At 75.8% G+C, this 21716-nt stretch carries 22 protein-coding genes; 10 read left to right on the top strand and 12 right to left on the bottom strand.

The annotated features are described in order from the left end of the window. Nucleotides 1–242: 242 nt before the first annotated feature. On the bottom strand, nucleotides 243–950 hold the full coding sequence (locus LPA54_RS29955) for a hypothetical protein (protein WP_228983665.1): 708 nt from the start codon (nucleotides 948–950) through the stop codon (nucleotides 243–245). A gap of 23 nt (nucleotides 951–973) precedes the next feature. Continuing rightward, nucleotides 974–1126, bottom strand: a complete 153-nt coding sequence (locus tag LPA54_RS29950) for a hypothetical protein (RefSeq protein ID WP_228983663.1) — start codon at nucleotides 1124–1126, stop codon at nucleotides 974–976. Nucleotides 1127–1574: 448 nt separating this feature from the next. On the opposite strand from LPA54_RS29950, the gene LPA54_RS42730 reads away from it, so the two are divergent. Further along, a complete protein-coding gene (locus LPA54_RS42730; protein WP_228983662.1) occupies nucleotides 1575–2567 on the top strand; it encodes an NUDIX hydrolase in 993 nt (330 codons plus the stop codon). A gap of 58 nt (nucleotides 2568–2625) precedes the next feature. Here LPA54_RS42730 and msrB read toward each other — a convergent pair whose 3' ends face one another. The 4 genes from msrB to LPA54_RS29925 all read right to left on the bottom strand — a co-directional run bounded on the left by msrB (nucleotide 2626) and on the right by LPA54_RS29925 (nucleotide 6014). Further along, complete coding sequence (msrB, locus tag LPA54_RS29940) at nucleotides 2626–3033, bottom strand: peptide-methionine (R)-S-oxide reductase MsrB (protein ID WP_228983660.1); 408 nt, start codon at nucleotides 3031–3033, stop codon at nucleotides 2626–2628. A 112-nt stretch (nucleotides 3034–3145) separates the two neighbouring features. After that, complete coding sequence (gene murC, locus LPA54_RS29935) at nucleotides 3146–4540, bottom strand: UDP-N-acetylmuramate--L-alanine ligase (protein ID WP_228983658.1); 1395 nt, start codon at nucleotides 4538–4540, stop codon at nucleotides 3146–3148. Nucleotides 4541–4582: 42 nt separating this feature from the next. Beyond that, on the bottom strand, nucleotides 4583–5053 hold the full coding sequence (locus LPA54_RS29930; protein ID WP_228983657.1) for an indole-3-glycerol phosphate synthase: 471 nt from the start codon (nucleotides 5051–5053) through the stop codon (nucleotides 4583–4585). Between the two features lie 112 nt (nucleotides 5054–5165). After that, the gene (locus tag LPA54_RS29925; RefSeq protein ID WP_228983655.1) at nucleotides 5166–6014 is read right to left on the bottom strand and encodes a pyrimidine reductase family protein; all 849 of its coding nucleotides are present in this window, start codon (nucleotides 6012–6014) and stop codon (nucleotides 5166–5168) included. A 36-nt stretch (nucleotides 6015–6050) separates the two neighbouring features. Between LPA54_RS29925 and zapE the strand changes: the two genes are divergently transcribed. The 4 genes from zapE to LPA54_RS29905 all read left to right on the top strand — a co-directional run bounded on the left by zapE (nucleotide 6051) and on the right by LPA54_RS29905 (nucleotide 10321). Continuing rightward, nucleotides 6051–7121 (top strand): cell division protein ZapE, encoded by a 1071-nt coding sequence (gene zapE, locus LPA54_RS29920; protein ID WP_228983653.1) that lies wholly within the window; start codon nucleotides 6051–6053, stop codon nucleotides 7119–7121. Nucleotides 7122–7180: 59 nt separating this feature from the next. Then, nucleotides 7181–7609, top strand: a complete 429-nt coding sequence (locus tag LPA54_RS29915) for an OsmC family protein (RefSeq protein ID WP_228983651.1) — start codon at nucleotides 7181–7183, stop codon at nucleotides 7607–7609. 252 nt (nucleotides 7610–7861) lie between these two features. Next, complete coding sequence (locus tag LPA54_RS29910) at nucleotides 7862–9229, top strand: alkaline phosphatase PhoX (RefSeq protein WP_228983649.1); 1368 nt, start codon at nucleotides 7862–7864, stop codon at nucleotides 9227–9229. Nucleotides 9230–9397: 168 nt separating this feature from the next. Continuing rightward, nucleotides 9398–10321: a polysaccharide deacetylase family protein gene (locus tag LPA54_RS29905; protein ID WP_228983648.1), complete on the top strand. Its 924-nt coding sequence runs from the start codon at nucleotides 9398–9400 to the stop codon at nucleotides 10319–10321. Nucleotides 10322–10416: 95 nt separating this feature from the next. On the opposite strand, the gene LPA54_RS29900 is transcribed toward LPA54_RS29905, so the two are convergent. Continuing rightward, on the bottom strand, nucleotides 10417–11805 hold the full coding sequence (locus tag LPA54_RS29900) for an FAD-dependent oxidoreductase (RefSeq protein ID WP_228983647.1): 1389 nt from the start codon (nucleotides 11803–11805) through the stop codon (nucleotides 10417–10419). A gap of 28 nt (nucleotides 11806–11833) precedes the next feature. After that, nucleotides 11834–13075, bottom strand: a complete 1242-nt coding sequence (locus tag LPA54_RS42515) for a DUF4349 domain-containing protein (RefSeq protein ID WP_267487789.1) — start codon at nucleotides 13073–13075, stop codon at nucleotides 11834–11836. A 135-nt stretch (nucleotides 13076–13210) separates the two neighbouring features. On the opposite strand from LPA54_RS42515, the gene hemG reads away from it, so the two are divergent. Both hemG and hemQ read left to right on the top strand, forming a co-directional pair. Further along, nucleotides 13211–14656 carry a protoporphyrinogen oxidase gene (gene hemG, locus LPA54_RS29890; RefSeq protein ID WP_228983645.1) on the top strand — a complete coding sequence of 482 codons (1446 nt, stop codon included), beginning with the start codon at nucleotides 13211–13213 and terminating at the stop codon, nucleotides 14654–14656. A 10-nt stretch (nucleotides 14657–14666) separates the two neighbouring features. Beyond that, complete coding sequence (gene hemQ / locus LPA54_RS29885) at nucleotides 14667–15380, top strand: hydrogen peroxide-dependent heme synthase (RefSeq protein WP_058942559.1); 714 nt, start codon at nucleotides 14667–14669, stop codon at nucleotides 15378–15380. 304 nt (nucleotides 15381–15684) lie between these two features. On the opposite strand, the gene LPA54_RS29880 is transcribed toward hemQ, so the two are convergent. The 3 genes from LPA54_RS29880 to LPA54_RS29870 all read right to left on the bottom strand — a co-directional run bounded on the left by LPA54_RS29880 (nucleotide 15685) and on the right by LPA54_RS29870 (nucleotide 18772). Continuing rightward, nucleotides 15685–17046, bottom strand: coding sequence for a DUF692 domain-containing protein (locus tag LPA54_RS29880; protein WP_228983642.1), 1362 nt, complete (start codon nucleotides 17044–17046; stop codon nucleotides 15685–15687). 143 nt (nucleotides 17047–17189) lie between these two features. Continuing rightward, nucleotides 17190–17951 carry a DUF4142 domain-containing protein gene (locus LPA54_RS29875; protein WP_228983692.1) on the bottom strand — a complete coding sequence of 254 codons (762 nt, stop codon included), beginning with the start codon at nucleotides 17949–17951 and terminating at the stop codon, nucleotides 17190–17192. Between the two features lie 101 nt (nucleotides 17952–18052). Beyond that, on the bottom strand, nucleotides 18053–18772 hold the full coding sequence (locus tag LPA54_RS29870) for a peptidyl-tRNA hydrolase (RefSeq protein WP_228983640.1): 720 nt from the start codon (nucleotides 18770–18772) through the stop codon (nucleotides 18053–18055). Between the two features lie 89 nt (nucleotides 18773–18861). Between LPA54_RS29870 and LPA54_RS29865 the strand changes: the two genes are divergently transcribed. Together LPA54_RS29865 and LPA54_RS29860 are read left to right on the top strand one after the other, a co-directional pair. Beyond that, nucleotides 18862–19080 (top strand): hypothetical protein, encoded by a 219-nt coding sequence (locus LPA54_RS29865; RefSeq protein ID WP_228983637.1) that lies wholly within the window; start codon nucleotides 18862–18864, stop codon nucleotides 19078–19080. Between the two features lie 148 nt (nucleotides 19081–19228). Then, nucleotides 19229–19639, top strand: a complete 411-nt coding sequence (locus tag LPA54_RS29860; RefSeq protein ID WP_228983635.1) for a RidA family protein — start codon at nucleotides 19229–19231, stop codon at nucleotides 19637–19639. Nucleotides 19640–19865: 226 nt separating this feature from the next. Here LPA54_RS29860 and hemE read toward each other — a convergent pair whose 3' ends face one another. After that, on the bottom strand, nucleotides 19866–20930 hold the full coding sequence (gene hemE, locus LPA54_RS29855; RefSeq protein ID WP_228983633.1) for a uroporphyrinogen decarboxylase: 1065 nt from the start codon (nucleotides 20928–20930) through the stop codon (nucleotides 19866–19868). Nucleotides 20931–21035: 105 nt separating this feature from the next. Between hemE and LPA54_RS29850 the strand changes: the two genes are divergently transcribed. Further along, nucleotides 21036–21710 carry a DUF3000 domain-containing protein gene (locus LPA54_RS29850; RefSeq protein WP_228983631.1) on the top strand — a complete coding sequence of 225 codons (675 nt, stop codon included), beginning with the start codon at nucleotides 21036–21038 and terminating at the stop codon, nucleotides 21708–21710. The last annotated feature ends 6 nt before the right edge of the window (nucleotides 21711–21716 follow it).

Raw genomic sequence — 21716 nt, 5'->3', positions numbered from 1 at the left:
TGCTGATCCGGAGAAATGCGCCTCGGCGGTCGACCGCACCGGCGGTGCCGATATGAGGAGTTCGAGGCGGGCCGGTCCGTAAATTCCGACACTTCTTCCGCTGGACCCAGCGTGACACCCGTCCACGCCCTTGTCAAACATGATCCACAATCGCTTTCCATGCGAATGCGGGCATGCCGAATTCGCGCATGAACAGTCGTCGGTTCATGCGCGAATTCGGCTGTGCGGAATACCGCCGTACGTTATCCGGCGGCGAGCAGGGTCAATTCTTCGAGGTCGTATTCGGCGCGGGTCGCGGTGCCGTGGCGGGTGAGCTTGCCGCGGCTGGCCCACTTGCGCACGGTCGCCTCGGAGACCCCGACGGCGACGGCGGCGAGCCGGGTCGGCAGCGTCCGGCGGGCGTCTCGCGCGGGCTGTCCGGCGGCCATCCGGCCGCGCAGGTCCAACCACTCGTGCGGCTGCCACACGTGGCCGGCGCGGCAGCGGACCTCCCGGGCCCGCCCGTCGGAGCCGCCGGTGGTGACGACGACCTCGCTCCCGCACCCGTCCCGCACGCAGGCGCCGACCCGGACCCGGCGGACCCCGTCCGGTCGGACGATCCGCCTCGCCCCGTCGGTGACCTGCGCGATCTCCCCGGCCATGTCGGCGGCGGCCGGGTGACCCGCGAGCAGGTCCAGGTGACGGGCGAGGAACGCGGCGAGTTCGGGCACCCGGCGCTCGGGCAAGGGCGACCCGTAGGTCTCGACCGCCACCCCGGCCCAGGAGGCGAGCACGCCGACGACGGCGGAGCGCGCCGCCGCGGCGGCCTCGTCGAAGACTCGGTCGGTGCTCCGGGTGCCGCTGACCCGCTGCGTGGGGCCGGTGGCGACCGGCCCCATGAGGTACTCCATCTCGGCGTACAGCCGGGGCAGCTCCGCGAGGTCCGCGGCCAGTCGTTCCCGGTCTTCCATCAGGCGTTCCCCCGTTCGGTGTTTCAGTCCCAGCCCCAGCTGTCCTCTGAGTTCTCCACGACATTCGCGACGGAAGACGCCTGGAACTCATCGGTCCGCTTAAGCGGGTCGACGATCAGCACGGCGACGCACGCGGCCGTGGAGCAGGCGAGAGCAGCGATGAATCTGGTCGACATGGATGGTCCTCGTTCGTCCAAGACATTGGCGCGACAGTGGGTGCGTTCGGCGGCGACGGGACTTCGTGTGCCGTCCCCCGGGAATTCACCCGGCAGCCGCCCGTTCAAAATGGCACGGCCACGCGGCGACTCTCCAGAGCGCTCTTGTGGCCGTAAGGTGCCACTGCATCAAGATGCCAGGGTCCGGGGGTGTGCGGGCGGGCCCGGGAGGTGTCGGGGGCCGTTCCGTCAACTCCCCTGCGGCGTTACGATCTTGGCCGCACCGCACCCCCGCCGCACCACACCGCACGCCATCCCACCGCGCCCCCGCCGCACCACACCACACGCCATCCCACCGCGCCCCCGCCGCACCGCACCGCGCCGCACCCGCCGCGCTCGTACCGCAGGGGGGCGCGTCCGGCCGCCGGTCCGGCGGCCGGGTGCCACGACGAGACCCTGGAGCCGGCCCGTGTCCCAGACCCCCCATCCCCCGTCCGTCCTGCGGTCGACCGTCGGTGTGCTGGTCACCGACGAACGCGCCCGGCCGCTGCTGGTGCGGCCCGCGGGCGGGGGCGGCCCGTGGGGGCTGCCGTCCTGCGGCTGCGCCCTGTCCCTGCCCTGCGGCACCGTGCCCGCGCGGCCGGTCCTCGCCTTCGACCGGGTGGCGGCCGGGTGCGAGGGGCGGCTCGTCGTCGACGGCGGCAGCCTCGACGCGGCCGGAGTCGCCGCGGTGAAGGCGCCGTTCACGTGCGTCGAGCCCGCCGTGGCCGCCGGGCTGCTGCCGGCGGCCGAGGGGCGGCGGATGCTGGCCGCGCTGCGGGCGCGGGTGGCCGGCACGGGCCCGGTGGTGCTGGAGGAGGGCCGGCCCGCCGGGCAGGTCCCGGTCCTGGACCGGCTGGGGCTCTTCGGGCGGCCGCGGACGGCCCAGGAGCTGCCCTGGCACGAGGAGGAGCCCGTACCGGACGAGTTGACGCCGCGTCAGGCGTGGGGGTGGCTCTTCTCGCCCGACGGGCGGGTGCTGGTGCTCGTCGACCCGCGCGACGGCCACGCGGAGCTGCCGGGCGGGACGATCGAGCCGCGGGACGCGTCACCGGCGGCGGCGCTGGTGCGGGAGGCCGGGGAGGAGGCGACGGTGACCACCGGCGAACCGGTGTACCTGGGGTACCTGCCGGACGCCCACGACGGCCGCCCGGTGGCCAGGACCCGCTTCGCCGCCCCGCTGACCTCGATGGGCCCCTCGGGCATCGACCCGGCGCTGGACATCCGCTACGCCCGTCTGCTCGTCACGCCGCACCAGGCGGTGGACCTGCTGGGCTGGGGGGCGATGGGGCGGGCGCAGGCCGCCGCGGCGGTCCGAGCGGCGGAGGCGTGGGGCGTGGGGCGGGCGGAGGCGGGGCCCGTGGAGGAGGTGCCGGCGGCGGGCGGCCTCCCGGCCCGGCCGGGCGCGGCGGCGCACGGCTGACCCGACCGCCGGCGGCGGGAGGCGCGCGCCCCCGCGCCGGGCCCCGTGAGGGCGGGTGTCAGTCCTCGTCCGACTCCAGCCGCAGCGAGACGGAGTTGATGCAGTACCGCTGGTCGGTCGGGGTCGGGTAGCCCTCGCCCTCGAAGACGTGCCCCAGGTGCGAGCCGCACCGGGCGCAGCGCACCTCGGTGCGGACCATGCCGTACGCGCGGTCCTCCACGAGTTCGACGGCGGCGCCGTCCTTCGGGTCGTAGAAGGACGGCCAGCCGCAGTGGGACGCGAACTTGGTCTCCGAGGTGAACAGCTCCGCCCCGCAGGCGCGGCAGGAGTAGACGCCCTTGGTCTTCGTGTCGGTGTACTCGCCGGTGAAGGCGGGTTCCGTGCCGGCCTCGCGCAGGACGTGGTACTCCTGCGGGCTCAGCTCGGCGCGCCACTGCTCGTCCGGCTTGTCGACCTCGTACGGCATGGTGTCTCAGCTCCCTCGGCTCGGGTCACTCGGCTCAGGTCACTCGGCTCGGACCACTCGGCGGCTCGGATCACTCGGCCCGCGCCGCCCGGCCCGCGTCACTCGGCCCGCGTCACTCGGCCAGGCGGTCCAGGATCCTCGGGCCGAGGTCCGTGACGTCGCCGGCGCCCATGGTGAGAACGAGGTCGCCGGGGCGCGCCATTCCCGCGACCAGGTCGGGCACGGCCGCCATGTCGTGGACCGGCGTGACGGCGGCGCCCGCCGCGGTGGCCGCGTCGGTGATCAGGGCGCTGGTCACCCCGGGGACCGGGTCCTCGCGGGCCGGGTAGATGTCCAGGACGAGGGAGGCGTCCGCGAGGGCGAGGGCCCGGCCCATCTCCGTGCCGAGCTCCTGGGTGCGGGAGAACAGGTGCGGCTGGAAGACCACCAGGAGGCGCCGCCCGGTGCCGGCCGCCGCGCGCATCGCCTCCAGGTCGGCGGTCATCTCGGTGGGGTGGTGGGCGTAGGAGTCGACGACCTGCACGCCCGCGGCCTCGCCCTTGAGCTGGAGGCGGCGGCCGACGCCGGTGTAGGCGGTGAGGGCCTGCGCCAGCTCCGCCGGGTCGATGCCCGCGCGGGCGCCGGCGGCGAGGGCGGCGGCGGCGTTGTGGGCGTAGTGCCGGCCGGGGACGGAGACCGTGAAGGTGTGCTCGGCGCCGTCGAGGACGACGGTCACCTCGCTCGTCATGCCGTGGGGGGTGACGCGCCGGATCCACGCGTCGGCGCCCTCGTCCTCGCCGACCCGCAGGACCTCCAGCTCCGGGCGGCCCGCGACGCGCTCGGCCAGCTGCCGGGCGCCCGGGTGCTCGCCGACCACCAGGGTGCCGCCGGGGCGGACGCGGGCGACGAACGCCTCGAAGGACTCGTGGATCTCCTCGAGGGAGGCGTAGTTCGCGTGGTGGTCGAGCTCCACGTTGAGGACGAGGGCGACCTCGGGGTCGTACTTCTGGAAGCTGCGGTCGCTCTCGTCGGCCTCGGCGACGAACAGCTCGCCCTCGCCGTGCCGGGCGTTGGTGCCGGGGCCGGCGAGGTCGCCGCCGATGGCGTACGACGGGTCGAGGCCCAGCTCCGTCAGGGCGACGGCCAGCATCGAGGTCGTGGTCGTCTTGCCGTGGGTGCCGGCGACGGCGATCGGGCGCAGGTCCCGCATGAGCGCGGCGAGGGCGTCCGAGCGGTGGACGACCGGGACGGCCAGCTGCCGCGCGCGGGCCAGCTCCGGGTTGTCGGCGCGGATGGCGCTGGAGACGACGACGCAGCTGGCGTCGTCGGCCAGGTGGTGCGCGGCGTGGCCGATGTGGACGGTCGCGCCGAGGGCGCGCAGCGACGCGGCGGTCTCGGACTCGCGCGCGTCGCTGCCGGCGACCTTGGCCCCGCGCTGGGCGAGGATCTTCGCGATGCCCGACATTCCGGCGCCGCCGATGCCGATGAAGTGCGGCCGTTCCATTGCGGCAGGGATGGCGGGTGCCATGCGGATCTCTCCCCGGGGGTGTGTCGTACGTGGGGGCCCAGCCTATTCGTTGTGCGCGAACAGCTTGAGCACCGGTACGCCGACCTTGTGGCGCGCCCGGGAGGCCCAGTCCCGGTGGAAGAACTCCTCCACGTAGTGGGGCGCGGTCAGCACGATCACCTCGTCGGCGTGCGCCTCCTCCACGACGGCCTTCATCTTGTCCAGGGGGTGGTCCGCGACGACCTGGCCCACGGCCTCGCAGCCGGCGGTGCGCAGGGCCTGCACCGACAGTTCCAGGGCCGTCTCCGCGGGCCCCCGGGCCTCCGCGCCGGAGGGTTCCTCGCCCTCCTTGGCGGCGTCCCCGATGGCGCCGACGGCGACGTCGTCGATGGCGCGCAGCAGGGCGTCGGCCTGGTCGCCGCGGGGCTGCATGAGCACGATGAACGAGACGTCCTCGTCCCCGTGCAGGGTCGTGACGAAGTCCACGTCCGTGGCGGACAGCGGTTTCTCGATCATCAGAACGCTTGTGAACACCTTCGGAGCCCTTCTGCGGAAACCATCCTTCCCCGTGCCCTCACGGGGCCTGAGATGTTAAGTGTGCCCAGCGGGAGGTAACCGGAACGGTTAATTCACAACCATGGTCGGATCAGCCCCGCCGCCGGTAGCGGGTGAAGAGGAAACCCTCCTCCTCCAGCAGGGACGCCAGCGCGAACCGCGCGGGCACGGCCAGGGACGGCCCGCCCGCGATCCGCTGGGCGTCCCCCGCGGTGAGGGTCGGCGAGACGGTGAGGCACAGCTCGTCGAGTACCCCGGCGGCGACGAACTGCCCCAGCAGCCGCGGACCGCCCTCGGTGAGCTGCCGCGTCAGTCCCCGCGCGGCCAGCTCCGCCACGATCCGGGCGGGCTCCGCCCCCGCCCCGTCGCCCGCGACGACCACCTCCACGCCGGCCTCCCGGGCCCGCGCCATCCGGTCGGCGGGGGCGGCGGCGCCCGTCAGCAGCAGCGTCGGCACGAGCGGCGCGGTGAACAGCGGCAGCGTGAAGTCCAGGTCGAGGGAGGCGCTCACCACGGCGACGGCCGGGGCGGGCCCCTGCCCGGCGGCGGCGCGCCGGGCGGCGAAGGCGTCCCGTGCGCGGGCCGGCCGGTACCCCTCCAGGCGCACGGTCTCGGCGCCCACCACGACGACGTCGGCGAGCCCGCGCAGGGTACCGAAGATCCGCATGTCGGCGGCGGAGGAGATCGGCTGCGAGCGCCCGTCGTGCTGGGCGGCGCCGTCCAGGGAGGAGACCATGTTCGCCCGCAGCCAGGCGGTGCCGCCCGCGGCGGCGGACGGGTGGGCGTACGCCTCCGCCAGCTCGTCCAGGGACCACTCGCGCTCCTCGACCGGGGACCCGGCGGCGACGGGCCCGGTGGGTCCGGCGGCGACGGCGGACCCTGCGGCGGGTCCGGCGGGGACGGGTGGTGTCTGGTCGGTCACAGGGAAGAGGCGTCGCATGCGGAGCAGTCTGGCACGGCGCTTACAGTGGGGAGCGTGTCGACGAGTGCCCTGACCGAAGCGGTCCCGCTGTCCCTGTGCGCGCGCGAGCCGCACGTCCCCGCCGACCGCCTGGTCGCGGAGATGGTGCCGCCGCCGCGCTTCGACGGGGTGCGCTTCGACACCTACATCCCGGACCCGAACCAGCCGAGCCAGACCCAGGCGGTCGAGGTGCTCGCCGCCTTCGCCGAGGGGCTCGGCGGGGCGCACGCGACCGGCACGGGCCGGCGCCGCTGGTTCTCCCGCAGGCCGGCCGCGCCCGCCGGCCCGCGCGGCGTGTACCTCGACGGCGGGTACGGCGTCGGGAAGACGCACCTGCTGGCCTCGCTGTGGCACGCCACCCCCGCCGAGCCCGCCCTGAAGGCGTTCGGCACGTTCGTGGAGCTGACGAACCTCGTCGGCGCGCTCGGCTTCCAGCAGACGGTGCGCACGCTCAGCGGCCACCGGCTCCTGTGCATCGACGAGTTCGAGCTGGACGACCCGGGTGACACGGTGCTGGTCTCGACGCTGCTCGGCAGGCTCGTCGAGGCGGGCGTGGCGCTCGCCGCCACCTCCAACACCCTGCCCGGCAAGCTCGGCGAGGGCCGGTTCGCCTCCGCCGACTTCCTCCGTGAGATCCAGGGGCTGTCGGCGCACTTCCGCCCGCTGCGCATCGACGGCGAGGACTACCGCCACCGCGGGCTGCCCGAGGCGCCTGCGCCGTACGCGGACGAGGAGGTCACCCGGGTCGCGCGCACGACGCCCGGCGCCTCCCTGGACCGCTTCCCCGCGCTGCTGGAGCACCTGGCGCGGGTCCACCCCAGCCGGTACGGGGCGCTCACGGAGGACGTGGCGGCGGTCTGCCTCACCGGGGTGACGGCCGTGCCCGACCAGTCGACCGCCCTGCGCCTGGTGGTCCTCGCGGACCGGCTGTACGACCGGGAGATACCGGTCCTCGCGTCCGGCCTGCCCTTCGACCGGCTGTTCAGCGACGAGATGTTGAACGGCGGGTACCGGAAGAAGTACTTCCGGGCGATCTCGCGGCTCACCGCGTTGGCCAGGGACGCCAAGGGGCTGACCACGCAGTAGGTTGGGGGCCGTAAGCCTCCACCGTCCTGGTGCCGTACGGCGCCGGAAGGGAACCCGGCATGGCCACCACGCGTCACGCGCACACCGTCTGGGAGGGCGACCTCGCCGAGGGCACGGGCACCGTGACCCTCGACTCCTCCGGCATCGGCTCCTACCCGGTCTCCTGGCCGGCGCGCTCCGAGGAGCCGAACGGCATGACGAGCCCCGAGGAGCTCATCGCCGCCGCGCACTCCAGCTGCTTCTCCATGGCTCTGTCCGGCGCCCTCACCAAGGCCGGCACGCCGCCGACCCGGCTGACCACGAAGGCCGACGTCACGTTCCAGCCCGGCAAGGGCATCACGGGCGTGCACCTCACCGTCGAGGGCGAGGTGCCCGGCATGGACGAGGCCGCGTTCACCAAGGCCGCGGAGGACGCCAAGGCGGGCTGCCCCGTCAGCCAGGCGCTCGCGGGCACGACGATCACCCTGTCGGCGGCGCTCGCCGGCTGAGGCGACGACCGTAGTACGGCTGCGGCCACCACCCCGGCGGGGTGGTGGCCGCAGCCGTACTACGGTCGGACCCCGGCGCGGCGGCCGGGGACGGACGGGGCCGCCCCGCGGCGGCGGTTCCCGTGGCGGGTCCGGCCCGGCGGCCCCGTGACGAAGCCACACCGTCCACACGGTTCACCTCCCACCACACTGCGTGATACACGTGTGCGGATCCGTCACGTCCGTGTTCCTGTCCGCCAGCAGGGAGTCGCCATGTCCGCAACACGACGTCACCTCCTCGCCCGCACCGGTACCGCGCTCGCCGGCATCGCCTTCAGCGGCGCGCTCGCCGAACTCTTCGCCGGCACGGCCGCCGCCACCGCCCACACCGGGCACCACGGGTACGGGCCGCTGGTCCGCGACCCCGCCGGGCTCCTCGACCTCCCGCGCGGCTTCCGCTACCGGGTGCTCTCCGTGGAGGGCCGGCCGCTGCGCTCCGGGGAGGGCGCGGTCCCCGGCCGGCACGACGGCATGGGCGCCTTCGCGGGCCGCCAGGGCCGCGTCCACCTGGTCCGCAACCACGAGAACGGCGCGTCGGCCGCCCTCGGCGTCCCGGCCGTCGCCGGGTTGACGTACGACCCGGCGGCCCGGGGCGGCTGCACGGCCCTCACCCTCGACCGGCGCGGCTCCGTCGCGGGCGAGCGCGTCGCCCTCGCCGGCACGGCCGTCAACTGCGCCGGCGGCCCGACGCCCTGGCGCACCTGGCTCACCTGCGAGGAGACCGAGGCCCGGGCCGGCACCGGCGGGTACGGCAAGGACCACGGCTTCGTCTTCGAGGTCGACCCCGCCGACCCGCGCCGCTCCGGGGCGGTCCCCCTCACCGCGATGGGGCGCTTCGCGCACGAGGCGGTCGCCGTCGACCCGCGCGACGGCGCCGTCTACGAGACGGAGGACGCCTTCGACCGGCCGTTCGGGCTCTTCTACCGGTTCCTGCCGCACCGGCCGCTGGGCGGCCCCGGTTCGCTGCGCGCGGGCGGGACCCTCCAGGCCATGCGCGTGCCGGACGTGCCGGACCTGTCCGCGGTGCGCGAGCCGGGCACCCGCTTCGACGGCGTGGAGTGGGTGCCCGTGCCCGACTCCCAGGCCCGGCGGACGCCCATCCGGCTGCAGGACTTCGGGCCGCGCGGCATCACGCACGCCCAGAAGCTGGAGGGGTGCTACTGGGGCGGTCGGTCGGTCTACTTCGTCTCCAGCTTCGCGCGCGCCGCGCAGGGTTCGGCGGCCGACCACCACGGCCAGGTGTGGCGGTACGACCCGGACCTCGGGCGCCTCACGCTCGTCGTGGCCTTCGGGCCGGGCACCGGCGCGGAGCTGCCGGGCGAGTCGCCCGACAACATCTGCCTCGCGCCGGGCGGCGGCCTGATGGTCTGCGAGGACGGCGACGGGGCCCAGCACGTGTACGGGCTGACGCGGCGGGGCGAGCTCTACGCGATGGCCCGCAACGCCCAGAACACCGGCACGGCCGACGACCCGGCGTACGGGGAGTTCGCCGGCGTCACCTTCTCGCCGGACGGCCGGACGATGTACGTGAACTGCTACGCGCCCGGCACGACCTTCGCCGTGACCGGCCCCTGGCGCTGAGCCGTTCGCCGACCGCCGGGTGCCGAATCGTTCCGCCGCCCGGTGGCGCCGCACGCCGACACAGAGGGGCACGTGTCCGGTGTCGCGCAAAAGATCGGTTACTTTCCGATAGTGACATTTTCTGCTCGGCGTATTGCGCGTCTGCGGCGTGATCGGCGTACTCCGGTGGTGCGGCGCACGCGGCACACGTCCGTACTGGCGGTGCTGTGCGCCCTGGCGGCCGGCTGCGGGACGCCGCCCGCGGCCGGCCCGGCCGACCGGCCGGCCGCGGCCGGCGGCTCCTCCCCCTCCGCGCCCCCGCGCCCGGCGACCGCCCCGGCTCCCCGCACACCGCCCACCCTGGCGCCGGGACCCGGCGGCCTGACCCCGGTGTTCGAGCGCCGGACCGACGGCGCGGGCGGCGCGGGCGCCGGGCGCGGCGGCTCGGGGGCCGGCGGCCGGGCCGCGGACCGGACCGTCGCCCTCACCTTCGACGCCGACATGACCGCCGACCAGGGCCCGCGTGCGGCGCGCGGCGAGCGGTTCGACAACCCGGCCCTCATCGCCACCCTGCGCCGCCTGGGGGTGGACGCCACGGTCTTCATGACGGGCCGCTGGGCGGAGGAGTACCCGGACCAGGCGCGGTCGATCGGCACCGACCCGCGCTTCGAGATCGCCAACCACTCCTACAGCCACCACGCCTTCCGCTCCCCCTGCTACGGCCTGCCCCGGCTGCCGGCCGAGGAGATGGCGGCGGACGTGCGGAAGGCGTTCGCGGCGTTCCGCGCGGCGGGCGCCCGCAACGTCGTGCCGTACTTCCGCTTCCCGGGCGGCTGCCACGACGAGGCCGCGCTGCGGGCGCTGGCGCCGACGAAGGTCACCGCCGTCCAGTGGGACGTGGTGGGCGGCGACGCGTTCGCCTCCGACGCGGACGCGGTGGCCGACCAGGTGCTGGCCGGCGTACGTCCGGGCTCGGTCGTGGTGCTCCACTGCACCCGCAGCGCGGCCCCGGTCACGGAGGCGGCGATCCGGCGGATCGTCCCCGAACTCCGCGCGAAGGGCTACCGCTTCGTGAAGGTCTCGGAACTGGTGGCGGGCGAGGCCACCCGCTGACCTCCCGCACGGGGCCGACCCGCGTACGGGCCTCCCCGCGCGGGCCGGCCTCCCGCGCACGGGTCACCCCCGGGCGACCGCGGACGCCGGCGGCCTCAGCCGGCCTCCCGGACCGCGGCGACGGCCTTGCGGGCGGCGACCTGGACGGGGTCCCACACGGGGGAGAACGGCGGCGCGTACCCCAGGTCGAGAGCCGCGACCTGTTCCACGGTCATCCCCGCCGTGAGCGCGACCGCCGCGATGTCCACGCGCTTGCCCGCGCCCTCCCGGCCGACGATCTGGGTGCCCAGCAGCCGTCCCGTGCGCAGTTCGGCCAGCATCTTCACCGTCATCGGCGCCGCGTCCGGGTAGTAGCCCGCGCGGCTCGTGGACTCGACCGTCACCGCCACGTACCGCAGCCCCACCTCGTCGGCGTCGCGTTCGCGCAGGCCCGTGCGGGCGATCTCCAGGGAGCAGACCTTGCTCACCGCCGTGCCGACCACGCCGGGGAAGGTGCCGTAGCCGCCGCCCACGTTCGACCCGATCACCTGGCCCTGCTTGTTGGCGTGCGTGCCGAGCGGGATGTGCCGCTCCCGGCCGGAGACCAGGTCCAGCACCTCCACGCAGTCGCCGCCCGCCCACACGTCCTCGCGGCCGCGCACCCGCATCGACAGGTCGGTCAGCAGCCCGCCGTACGCGCCGAGCGGCAGTCCCGCCGCGCGGGCCAGGGACGTCTCCGGCTCGACGCCGATGCCGAGCACGACGACGTCGGCCGGGTACGCGGCGTCCCCGACCTCCACCGCCCGCACCCGCCCGTCCGGCCCGGTGCGGACGGCGGTGACCTCGGCGCCGGCGACGACGTCGATGCCCATGCCCCGCATGGCCTCGTGCACCAGCCGGCCCATGTCCGGGTCCAGGGTCGCCATGGGCTGCTCGCCCCGGTTGAGGACGGTCACCTCGTAGCCCCGCTTGAGCAGCGCCTCGGCCATCTCCACGCCGATGTACCCGGCGCCCACCACGACCGCGCGCCGCCCGGGCGTCGCGGCCAGGGTGTCCAGCAGGGCCTGGCCGTCGCCGAGGGTCTGCACGCCGTGCACGCCCGGCGCGTCGATGCCCGGCAGCGGCGGGCGCACCGGTCGCGCGCCGGTGGCGAGCACCAGCCGGTCGTAGGCGGTCCAGTACTCCTCCCCGGAGCCGAGGTCCCGGGCCCGTACGCACCGCCCGTCGAGGTCGAGTCCGACGACCTCGGTCCGCATCCGCAGGTCGATGTCGCGGGCGCGGTGCTCCTGCGGGGTGCGGGCGACGAGCCGGTCCGGCCCGTCCACGTCGCCGCCGACCCAGTACGGGATGCCGCAGGCCGAGTACGACGAGAAGCCGCCGCGCTCGAACGCGACGATCTCCAGGTCGTCGACCCCCTTCGACCGCCGGGCCTGCGAAGCTGCGGACATCCCCGCCGCGTCGCCCCCGACCACCACCAACCGCTGCCGTCGTCCCATGGGTCCCATGCGGAACACGCTACGGGTTCGGGGCCGTTCAGTCCCCGCCGCGGCCCGCTCCCGGCCGACCGGCGTCCGTACCGGTGGCGGGGTCCATACCCGCGGCGGGGTCCGTACCCGCGGCGGCGTCCGTACCCGCGGCGGGGCGGCCGGACGGGCCGGTGCCGGTGCCGGGGGCCGGGCCCGCACCGGGGGCCGCGGCCGGGCCGGAGGCCGTGCGGTCAGTGCGGTCCGTGCGGTCCGCCCTGTCCGCGCCGGACGCCGGAGCGGGAGCGGCGGCCGGCGTCGGGCCCTGGGCCGGCACCGGGGCCTGCGCGGGGGCGTACGCCGGCCGGGGCCCGTGCCCCGGGGCGGGCCACACAGCGGGGGCGGGTCGCCGGGCCGCCCCGCGGGCCCGCCACGGACGGCCGGACACCCGCCACAGGGCGTACAGCAGGGCCGCGACCGCCAGCCACGGGGCCAGCGCCGCCAGGACGATCACCACCCACTTCGCCGTCGCGGCCAGCGCGCCCCAACCGCCCTCCAGGGCGTCCAGCGGACCCGGGTCGTCCTTCTCCGCCGGCTTCTCGGCGGCCTGCCGCTCCGAGAGCTCCAGAGTGATCGTGGCCAGCGCCGTACGGTCCTCGAGGGCCGCCTGCTGGGCGAGGAGCGACTCCAACGCCGCCTGGCGGGTGCTCAACTCCTGCTCCAGCGTCACCACGTCGCTCAACCGCGTGGCCTGGTCCATCAGCTCGCGGACCCGCTCGACGCTGGCCCGCTGCGTGGCGACGCGGCTCCCCACGTCCACCACCTGGTCGGTGACGTCCTTCGCCTCCGCCTTGCGGGACAGCAGCCGGCCGGTGCCGCTCAGCTCGCCCAGCACCTGCTCGTACGCCGCCTGCGGGACGCGCAGCACGATCCTCGACCTCAGCCCGTCGGCCCCGTCGGGGCCCTGCCGGCGCTGCGTCGACTCGTCCGCGACGTGCCCGCCCGCCTTCGCCGCGGCGTCCCGGGCGCGGGCCAGGGCCCGGTCCGCGTCCGCCACCTCGACCGACAGCTCCGCGGTCCTGATGACGTGCTGCTGCCCCGCGGCCGCCCTGGCCGCCTTCGCGCCGCCGGCGCCGCCGGGGGCCGACCCGGGCCCGGTGCCCGCGTCGCCCCGGGCCGCCTCGGGCGCGGCCGCCCGGTCGGCGCTCGCGGACGTACCGCCGTCCTCGCCGGCGGAGCACCCGGCGAGGGCCAGCGCGGCGCCGATCAGGACGGCCGCGCAGGCGTGGCGGGGTCGGGTTCGGTTCGGCATGGATGATCCCCCAGGTGTGTCGCGACGTGAGCCGTGCTGCCGGTTCGACGTGCGGGCCGGGCCGCGCGGTTGCCCTTCCCGGGTTCCGAAAGGGTCACGGTCGGGCCGCGTCACGGCGTTTGAGAGGGTGGACCCATGAACGTGGACAACGTGGACACATCCCACGGACGCGTCGTCGTCGTCGGCGGCGGCATCGCCGGACTCGCCGCCGCCCACCGCCTCCTGCTCGCCGGGCGGCGCGTGACGCTGCTGGAGGCCGGCGGTCGGCTCGGCGGCAAGCTCCACGCCGGGCGGATCGAGGGCGCCCCCGTCGACCTGGGGGCCGAGTCGATCCTCGCCCGGCGTCCCGAAGGGGTGGAACTGGCCCGCGCCGTCGGCCTCGGCGGCCACCTCCAGCCGCCCGCCACGACCCGGGCCTCCGTCTGGAGCCGGGGCGCGCTGCACCCGATGCCCCAGGGGCACGTGATGGGCGTCCCCGGCGACGCCCGGGGCCTCGGTGACCTGCTGTCCGCGACGGGACTGCGCGCGCTGGAGGGCGACCGGGCGCTGCCGCCCGCCGAGCTCGGCGACGACGTCGCCATCGGCGCGTTCGTCGCGGAGCGGATGGGCCGCGAGATCGTCGACCGGCTCGTCGAACCCCTCCTCGGCGGGGTGTACGCGGGCGACTCGTACCGGCTCTCGATGCGGGCCGCCGTACCGAAGCTCTTCGAGGCCGCCCGCCGCCACGCCACCCTGACCGACGCCGTGCACGCCGTGCAGGGCGCGGCGGCCCAGGCGCCCGCAGGCCCGGTCTTCATGGGCGTCGAGGGCGGCGTGGGACGGCTGCCGCTCGCCGTCGCCGACGCGGTCACCGCCCTCGGCGGCGAGATCCGCACCGCCGCCCCCGTCGACGCCCTGGTCCGCCGCGCCGGCCGGGACGGCGGAGCCGACGCGTGGGAGGTCCGTACGGGCAGGGAGCTGCTCCACGCCGACGCGGTGGTCCTCGCGACGCCCGCCCCGGCCGCCTCCCGGCTCCTCGCCGCGCTGTCCCCGGCCGCCGCCGCGGAGCTGGGCGCGATCGAGTACGCCTCGATGGCGCTGGTCACCCTCGCCTTCCGGCGTGCGGACGTCGCCGGGCTGCCCGAGGGCTCCGGCTTCCTCGTGCCGCCGGTCGACGGCCGCACGATCAAGGCGTCCACGTTCTCCGGGCACAAGTGGAAGTGGGTCGACGAGGGGGCCGGCGACCTCTTCGTCCTGCGCACCTCCGTCGGCCGGTACGGCGAGGAGGAACACCTGGAGCGGGACGACGCCGACCTGGTCGCGGCGTCCCTGCGGGACCTGGGGGACGCCGTCGGGCTCACCGCCCGGCCGGTGGCCGCCGAGGTCACCCGCTGGGTCGGCGGCCTGCCGCAGTACCCCGTCGGCCACCTGGACCGGGTCGCCCGGATCCGCGCCGCGGTCGCCGCGCTCCCGGCGCTGCGGGTGTGCGGGGCGGCGTACGACGGCGTGGGCGTCCCCGCGGTCGTCGCGGACGCGTGGCGGGCCGCGGACGAGATCCTCGCCACGCCGACCCTGGCGCGGAGCACCGAGAGTGACGAGTGAGAATAGCCGTATGAGTGCGCCCGAAAAGATCCCGAACGCCGGTAAGAAGGCGAAGGACCTCAACGAGGTCATCCGCTACACCCTGTGGTCCGTCTTCCGACTGCGCGAGGCTCTGCCCGAGGACCGGAGCGGCTACGCCGACGAGGTCCAGGACCTGTTCGACCAGCTCGCGGCCAAGGACGTCACCGTCCGCGGCACCTACGACCTCTCCGGACTGCGCGCCGACGCCGACCTGATGATCTGGTGGCACGCGGAGACCTCGGACGAACTCCAGGAGGCGTACAACCTCTTCCGCCGCACCCGCCTCGGCCGCGCGCTGGAGCCCGTGTGGTCGAACATGGCGCTGCACCGCCCGGCCGAGTTCAACAAGTCGCACATCCCGGCGTTCCTCGCCGACGAGACGCCCCGCGACTACGTCAGCGTCTACCCGTTCGTGCGCTCGTACGACTGGTACCTGCTGCCCGACGAGGACCGGCGCCGCATGCTCGCCGACCACGGCAAGATGGCCCGCGGCTTCCCCGACGTCCGTGCCAACACGGTCGCCTCGTTCTCCCTCGGCGACTACGAGTGGATCCTGGCGTTCGAGGCGGACGAGCTGTACCGCATCGTCGACCTCATGCGCCACCTGCGGGCCAGCGAGGCGCGGATGCACGTCCGCGAGGAGGTCCCGTTCTACACCGGTCGCCGCAAGGCGGTCGCGGACCTGGTGGCGGGCCTGGCCTGACGGCCCGACAGCACGGTGGCGGCCGGGCATCCAGCCGGCCGCCGCCCCTCGACCCGGAAGATCAGACGGCGGGCGCGAACCGTCCGCCGCTCCAGCGACACCGGGTCCGGCTCCCGGTGCGGCGCGCAGTTCCCTGCGCGCCGCACCGGCGTCCCCCCTCTCTCACGGGCTCCGCACGGCCCACCCCGCCACCGCGCGCCGAAGTCCCGCCGAGCGCTTCCCCACCGGCCGCGCGACCGCCACCACCCGCTTCCCGCGTGCCTTAGTGGCGCTGTGGCGTTGTGAAGGCTGTGGCGCTGCGGAGTCAGCGCACGAGGGCCGCGCGCGCCGCGTGCACCAGCCGCGCCGCCCGGCCCGGCGGGCGCGGGGCCGACCGCTCCGCCCACCACCGGTACAGCCGGCGCCGCCCGGCCGCGTCCCCGGGCAGGCCCGCGTCGAGCAGGTACCGGGCGAAGGCCAGGGCGTCCTGCCGGTAGCCGCCCGGCACGGGGCGGGAGCCCGCGTACGCCGTGAACGCCTCCCGGTAGCCGTCGCCGAGCAGTCCGGGCAGCTCCGGCGCGACCTTCGCCACCACCCCCGCCCGCTTGCGCACCAGGGCCCTCGCCTGCACCCGCAGCCGCGCCCCGTCGAACCCCTCCGGTGCCGGCGTACCCGCCACGAGCGCCGACAGCAGCGCCGCCTGGGCGAGCCCCAGCCTCTCCCTGGCCCCGTCCCGTACGCCTGCCGCAGCCGCCCGCCGCATCCCCTGGCGCTCCCCCGGCCCCGGGCGCTCCCCCGGCCCCGGGCGCTCTCCCGGCCCCGGGCGCTCTCCCGGCGCCGCGCCACCGGCCGCCGAGCCCGCACCCGCCGCGGCCACCGTGGTGCGGATCGCGGCCAGCTCCGCCGCCAGTTCGTCCTGCGGCGGGAAGTCGTCGTCGCGCTCCAGCAGCACCCCGGGCGGCGCCCCCCGCGAGGCCAGCTCCGCCAGCAGGTCCAGGACCGCCGGCGGTACGGGGTGCGCGTGCGTGTCGTGCCAGACGCCGTCGCGCTCCACACCTCCCGCCACGTGCGCGTACGCCAGGGAGCCGGTCGGCAGCGCGGCGAGCGCCTCGTACGGGTCGTCGCCCCGGTTGACCGCGTTCGTGTGCAGGTTCGCCACGTCGACGAGGAGGCGGACGCCGGTGCGGTCGACCAGCTCCGCGAGGAACCGGCCCTCGGTCAGTTCGTCGCCGGGCCAGGAGAAGAGCGCCGCCACGTTCTCCAGCGCGAGCGGCACGGGCAGCGCGTCCTGGGCGATGCGGACGTTCTCGCAGAGCACGTCCAGCGCCTCCCGGGTCCGCGGCACCGGCAGCAGGTGGCCGGCCTCCAGCGTCGGCGACGCGGTCAGCGGCCCACCGGCCCGCACGAACGCGACGTGCTCGGTCACCAGCGGCGCGCCCAGCGCGGTGGCCGTCTCCGCGAGCCGCGCCAACCGTCCCGGATCGGGCCGCGCGGCGCCGCCCAGCCCGAGCGACACGCCGTGCGGGACGACCGTGACGCCCCGCTCCCGCAGCCGTACCAGGGAGGCGGGGAGGTGGCCGGCGCAGAGGTTCTCCGCGACGGCCTCCACCCACTCCACCCCGGGCAGCCGCTCCACCGCGTCCGCGATCTCCGGGCGCCACCCGATGCCGATGCCGAGCCCCGTCATCCTCTCCCCCTCTCCGTGCCGCTGGAGGGGTCTTGGCCCCGCCGCGGGGGCCGCCAACCGCGCCCCGCCGCTTTCAGAGCTTCATTTGAGCTTCGGCGGGCGCTCCCCGGGGGCGGGGCCGGCGGTCCGGACCGGCCCCGGTCTCACGGGCGGGAGGTCTCGATCGAGGTCGGCGGGCCCGGTCGGGCCGACGGCACGGACGTGAACGACTGGCCGGGCGCGGGCACGGCGGGGACCGGAGCGGGCGGCAGGTTGCCGTTGGGCGGGGGCGGGCCGGTGGGACTGGCGGTGGCCTGGCCCGCGGCCTCGTTGGCGATCGCGTCGAAGTCGACCCTGCCGGTCGCCTCCAGCATCGTGATGTGGTCCAGGACGGTCTGGTTGGCGTCCGAGGCGAGCTGGCGGATGAGACTGTTGCGGGTGGTGTGCCGCACCTGCGCGACCAGGCCGAAGACCTTGCCGTGCGCGTTGCGCAGCAGGTTGGCGAACTTGATCTCGTACTCGACGCCGCTCGCCGCGGACAGCTCCCGCAGCCAGCCCTGCTGCTCCTCGGTGGGCTGGTTCGGCAGCTCCACGCCGAGCTTCGCCGCGACGTCGCGGGCGCGCTCGTCGAGGTCGGTGTGGCCGACCACGAGGTGGTCGCCCGCGTCCCTGACGGCCTGCGTCGGCGCCCGCTCGACGGCCTGCTGCCCGGCGGGCAGCTCCCACAGCCCGGCGAGCCGCACCTTCACGAGGAAGTCCCGGTCCGTGGCCGACAGCGGCCCCCACTGGGTGGCCACGGACGACGCGTTCAGGTTGGCCTGCCCGGTGCCCGACCGGTCGGCGTACGACCAGACGGGGAACGCGAGCGCCGCGACCGTGGCGACGAGCGCCGCGACGATGAGTGCCGTTCCGTTGATGTGCCGCAGCACTGTGCCTCCCGACCCGTTCGACCTGCCTCACGGCGCTGGGAGGTACGTACGGGACGGGCGGGGCGTTCAACGTCACGCCCCGGACGGGGCGCGCACCGTCAGACCGCGCCGAGCGGGAAGTCGCAGACCACGGTCACCGAGCCCGGCGCGATCTCCGTGAACCCCGCGTCGCGGACGACGGGACGGCCGCTGTCCACCAGGGCGGCCCACCGCGCGGGCGGCGCCGTACGGACGGCGAGCGGGAAGCCGGCCTCCCGCCAGGCGGCGCGGGTCGCATCGTCCATGGCCCACCACAGGAGCTGCGCGCCGTGCCCGACCTGCGCCATCTCCTTGCCGGTCGACATGCGCAGCCCCGGGTTGAGCCACAGCGCGGCACGCCCCGGCCCGGCGCCCGGCGCGGGAGGGGGCGCGGGCGGTCCTGCGGGGTCGTCGAGTTCGGTACCGGAGACCTGGAGGCGGGCCAGGTCCTTCGGCCAGCCGTCGAGGGGGACGGGCGGGAAGACCCGCACCTCGGCCGCCTCCCCGGTGACCGTGATGCCGGGCAGCCGCTCGGCGCGGCGCCACTCCGCGCCCCTGGCCCGCCGGACCACCTTGCGGATGCGGGCGTCCTGCCAGTCGCTGACCGCCCGCGCCCACGGGCCGTCGCCGGTGGCGCGCTCGTCCGTCAGCAGCACCGGCACGGCCCGCGCGGCCGTCTCCAGCGCGTCGGTACGGGCCGGCGGGTCGGTCTTCTCCACCCGCACCACCAGGGGCAGGACGAACTGGGGTGCGGCGTCCCGGGCTTCGCTCCCGGGCGTCTCGGTGTCGTTGCTGGTCACGGCCCCAGTCTGCCAGCCGGCCGCGGGCCTTTCGGGGGCGCCTCCGGCGACCCGCTCCGACGGGAGGCGGCAGGACTACAGTCGTACCCATGGACGAGATCCGAGACGGCCACGAGGGCGCGTACTGCGGAACGCCCGACGCGTCGGGCACACCGGGCGCGTCGTCGGCGGGCACCCAGGGCGGGCCGCCGTTCGCCGACTGCGTGCTCTGCGGCGAGCCGACCGAGTACCCCGAGTCGACCAGGGGCGCCACGCTGTGCCCCGTCTGCGAGTGGCAGGAGGCCCAGCGCACCGCCTGCTCGGGCTAGGGGGTGCCTCTTCGATCATGAAAGACCCGTTGGGCGGCTGGCGGCAGTGCCCCGTCACGGGAGTCGACGGGCCAGGAAAATGCGTCGAACGCGGAGTCGGCCTTTGAGAAGGTCGTGGGTGTCCCGGAACCGCTGCGAAAGGAAGCCCGTGCCGCGTGCCGTCACATTGATCCGCTCCGCCTCCCTGTCCGATGTCGCGGAGTACGCCTACGCGGCCACGGCCCCGGCCGAGTCGCGGCTGGTCTTCCTGGCCGGGGCATGCCCTCTGAATGAGGACGGCTCCACTGCGGCGATCGGGGACTTCGCGGGGCAGGCGGCCAAAGCCGTGGAGAACATGCGGACCGCTCTGACGGACTCGGGCGCGTCACTGCGCGACGTCATCAGCACCCGTGTCCTCGTCGCCTCTCACCGGCGGGAGGACCTGGTGACGGCGTGGGAGGTCGTCCGGGACGCGTTCGGTGACCACGACGTGCCCAGCACATTGCTGGGTGTCACCGTGCTCGGCTATGACGGCCAGCTCGTGGAGATCGAAGCCGTCGCCGCCGTGCTTGATTCCTGAGCCGACGGGCCGTCCCTGCCGAGGGACCCATCGCTCCGCCCGGGTTTCGGCTCCGGTCACGGTCGGAGCCGGACGAGGAGCGCGGCAGCGGTGGCGGTGACGGAGCCGAGAGGCCGTCGGTCGAATCCCCCTGCTGAGCACGCTCAGGGCGACGGATCACCCGATCGACGAGAGCCCCCCAGGGCCCCCGGCCCGGAAGACCGGCGCCGGGAGCCCGGCCGGACGGCTACCGCGCGGTGTGGGTGTGGACGTACTCCACGAGCCGCGTCAGCGCGTCGGGGTCGGTCGTGGGCAGGACGCCGTGGCCGAGGTTGAAGACGTGGCCCTCCAGGTCGGACGCCGCCCGGAGCACCCGGTCGGCCTGCTCCTCGACGGCCTCGCGCGGGGCGAAGAGGACGGCCGGGTCGAGGTTGCCCTGGAGCGCCTTGCCGGGGCCGACGCGGCGGGCGGCCTCGTCCATCGGGACGCGCCAGTCGACGCCGACCACGTCGGCGCCCGCCTCGCCCATGAGGCCCAGCAGCTCGCCGGTGCCGACGCCGAAGTGGATGCGGGGCACGCCGTACCCGGCGACCGCGTCGAAGACCTTCGCCGAGGCGGGCATGACCGCGCGGCGGTAGTCGGCCGGGGAGAGGGCGCCGACCCAGGAGTCGAAGAGCTGCACGGCGGAGGCGCCGGCCTCGATCTGGACCTTGAGGAAGGCGGCGGTGATGTCGGCGAGCCGGTCGAGCAGGTCGGCCCACAGCTCCGGGTCGCCGTACATGAGGGCCTTGGTGTTCTCGTGGTTGCGGGAGGGCCCGCCCTCGACGAGGTAGCTCGCGAGGGTGAAAGGCGCGCCCGCGAAGCCGATCAGCGGGGTGGCGCCGAGCTCGCCGGTGAGCATGCCGATCGCCTCGGTGACGTAGGCGACGTCGTCCGGGGTGAGCGCGCGCAGCCGCTCCAGGTCCGCGCGGCGGCGGATCGGCTCGGCGACGACGGGGCCTACCCCGGGCTTGATGTCGAGGTCGACGCCGATCGCCTTGAGCGGTACGACGATGTCGCTGAAGAAGATCGCCGCGTCCACCCGGTGGCGGCGCACGGGCTGGAGCGTGATCTCCGTGACCAGCTCGGGCCGCATGCAGGACTCCAGCATGGGGATGCCCTCGCGCACCTTGAGGTACTCGGGGAGCGAGCGCCCCGCCTGGCGCATGAACCAGACCGGCGTGTGCGGCACCGGCTCGCGCCGGCACGCCCGGAGGAAGGCGGAGTCGTACGTCTGCGTCGGGGGGCCCGAGGGGCGGGTGTTGGCACTCACGCCCAGAATCTTCGCACGGGCGGGCGCGCGGCCGTGCCCGGCGGCCCGCGCGGGTGCGGGTGTCCCTCCCTGCGCGCGGGCCCCGTTCCGCCTACTCTTCCCCGCATGGCTGCGGCTCAGGAACAGTTCTCCGATCACTCCGACGGCACCGAGGGCACGGGCGGCGGGGACGGTGACGCGGTGCCGCCCGTTTTCCGGCTCGCGGTCGACGCGCTCCGGGTGGCGCGGCTCCGCCCGGAGCTGGAGGTGGAGCCGTCGCCGCCGCCCCGGCGGCTCGCGCCGTACGCCTACGCACTGGAGGCGACGGCGGTCCTGGACGGCCAGGACCTCGCGGACGGCCGGCTGGTGCTGCTGCACGACCCGGCGGGGCACGAGGCGTGGCACGGGGCGTTCCGCCTGGTGACGCTGGTACGGGCCGAGCTGGAGCCGGAGATGGCGGCGGACCCGCTGCTGCCGGAGGTGTGCTGGTCGTGGCTGACGGGGGCGCTCCAGGCGCGCGGCCTGTCGTACGCGGAGGCGAGCGGGACGGTCACGCGGGCCGGTTCGCACTACTTCGGCGGGCTGGCGGAGCGCCGCCCGGCGACGCAGATCGAGATCCGGGCGTCCTGGACGCCGCAGGAGGGCCGGAGCGGGGTGCCGGACACGGCGGCGCACCTCGCGGCGTGGGGCGACCTGCTGTGCCAGGTGGCGGGGCTGCCGCCGTCGGGGCCGGGCGGCCCGGCGGAGGGCACGGCCGGGGTGGTCTCCCTCCCCCAGCGCCGCGGCCCGCACCACCCGTAGGCCCGC

Origin of the sequence: Streptomyces sp. DH12, assembly GCF_020873895.1 — a bacterium.
Classification (GTDB): Bacteria; Actinomycetota; Actinomycetes; order Streptomycetales; family Streptomycetaceae; genus Streptomyces.
The sequence above is the reverse complement of the archived record's forward strand: the minus strand, read 5'-3'. Positions and strand labels throughout refer to the sequence as shown.

Bases quoted from the DNA above. Each gene is read 5' to 3' on its own strand.
- LPA54_RS29900 (WP_228983647.1), bottom strand. From the start codon at position 11,805: ATGGGACCCATGGGACGACGGCAGCGGTTGGTGGTGGTCGGGGGCGAC.
- LPA54_RS29950 (WP_228983663.1), bottom strand. From the start codon at position 1,126: ATGTCGACCAGATTCATCGCTGCTCTCGCCTGCTCCACGGCCGCGTGC.
- LPA54_RS29865 (WP_228983637.1), top strand. From the start codon at position 18,862: ATGGACGAGATCCGAGACGGCCACGAGGGCGCGTACTGCGGAACGCCC.
- LPA54_RS42515 (WP_267487789.1), bottom strand. From the start codon at position 13,075: ATGCCGAACCGAACCCGACCCCGCCACGCCTGCGCGGCCGTCCTGATC.
- LPA54_RS29955 (WP_228983665.1), bottom strand. From the start codon at position 950: ATGGAAGACCGGGAACGACTGGCCGCGGACCTCGCGGAGCTGCCCCGG.
- LPA54_RS29850 (WP_228983631.1), top strand. From the start codon at position 21,036: ATGGCTGCGGCTCAGGAACAGTTCTCCGATCACTCCGACGGCACCGAG.
- hemG (WP_228983645.1), top strand. From the start codon at position 13,211: ATGAACGTGGACAACGTGGACACATCCCACGGACGCGTCGTCGTCGTC.
- LPA54_RS29880 (WP_228983642.1), bottom strand. From the start codon at position 17,046: ATGACGGGGCTCGGCATCGGCATCGGGTGGCGCCCGGAGATCGCGGAC.
- LPA54_RS29915 (WP_228983651.1), top strand. From the start codon at position 7,181: ATGGCCACCACGCGTCACGCGCACACCGTCTGGGAGGGCGACCTCGCC.
- hemQ (WP_058942559.1), top strand. From the start codon at position 14,667: ATGAGTGCGCCCGAAAAGATCCCGAACGCCGGTAAGAAGGCGAAGGAC.
- LPA54_RS29925 (WP_228983655.1), bottom strand. From the start codon at position 6,014: ATGCGACGCCTCTTCCCTGTGACCGACCAGACACCACCCGTCCCCGCC.
- murC (WP_228983658.1), bottom strand. From the start codon at position 4,540: ATGGCACCCGCCATCCCTGCCGCAATGGAACGGCCGCACTTCATCGGC.
- msrB (WP_228983660.1), bottom strand. From the start codon at position 3,033: ATGCCGTACGAGGTCGACAAGCCGGACGAGCAGTGGCGCGCCGAGCTG.
- LPA54_RS29910 (WP_228983649.1), top strand. From the start codon at position 7,862: ATGTCCGCAACACGACGTCACCTCCTCGCCCGCACCGGTACCGCGCTC.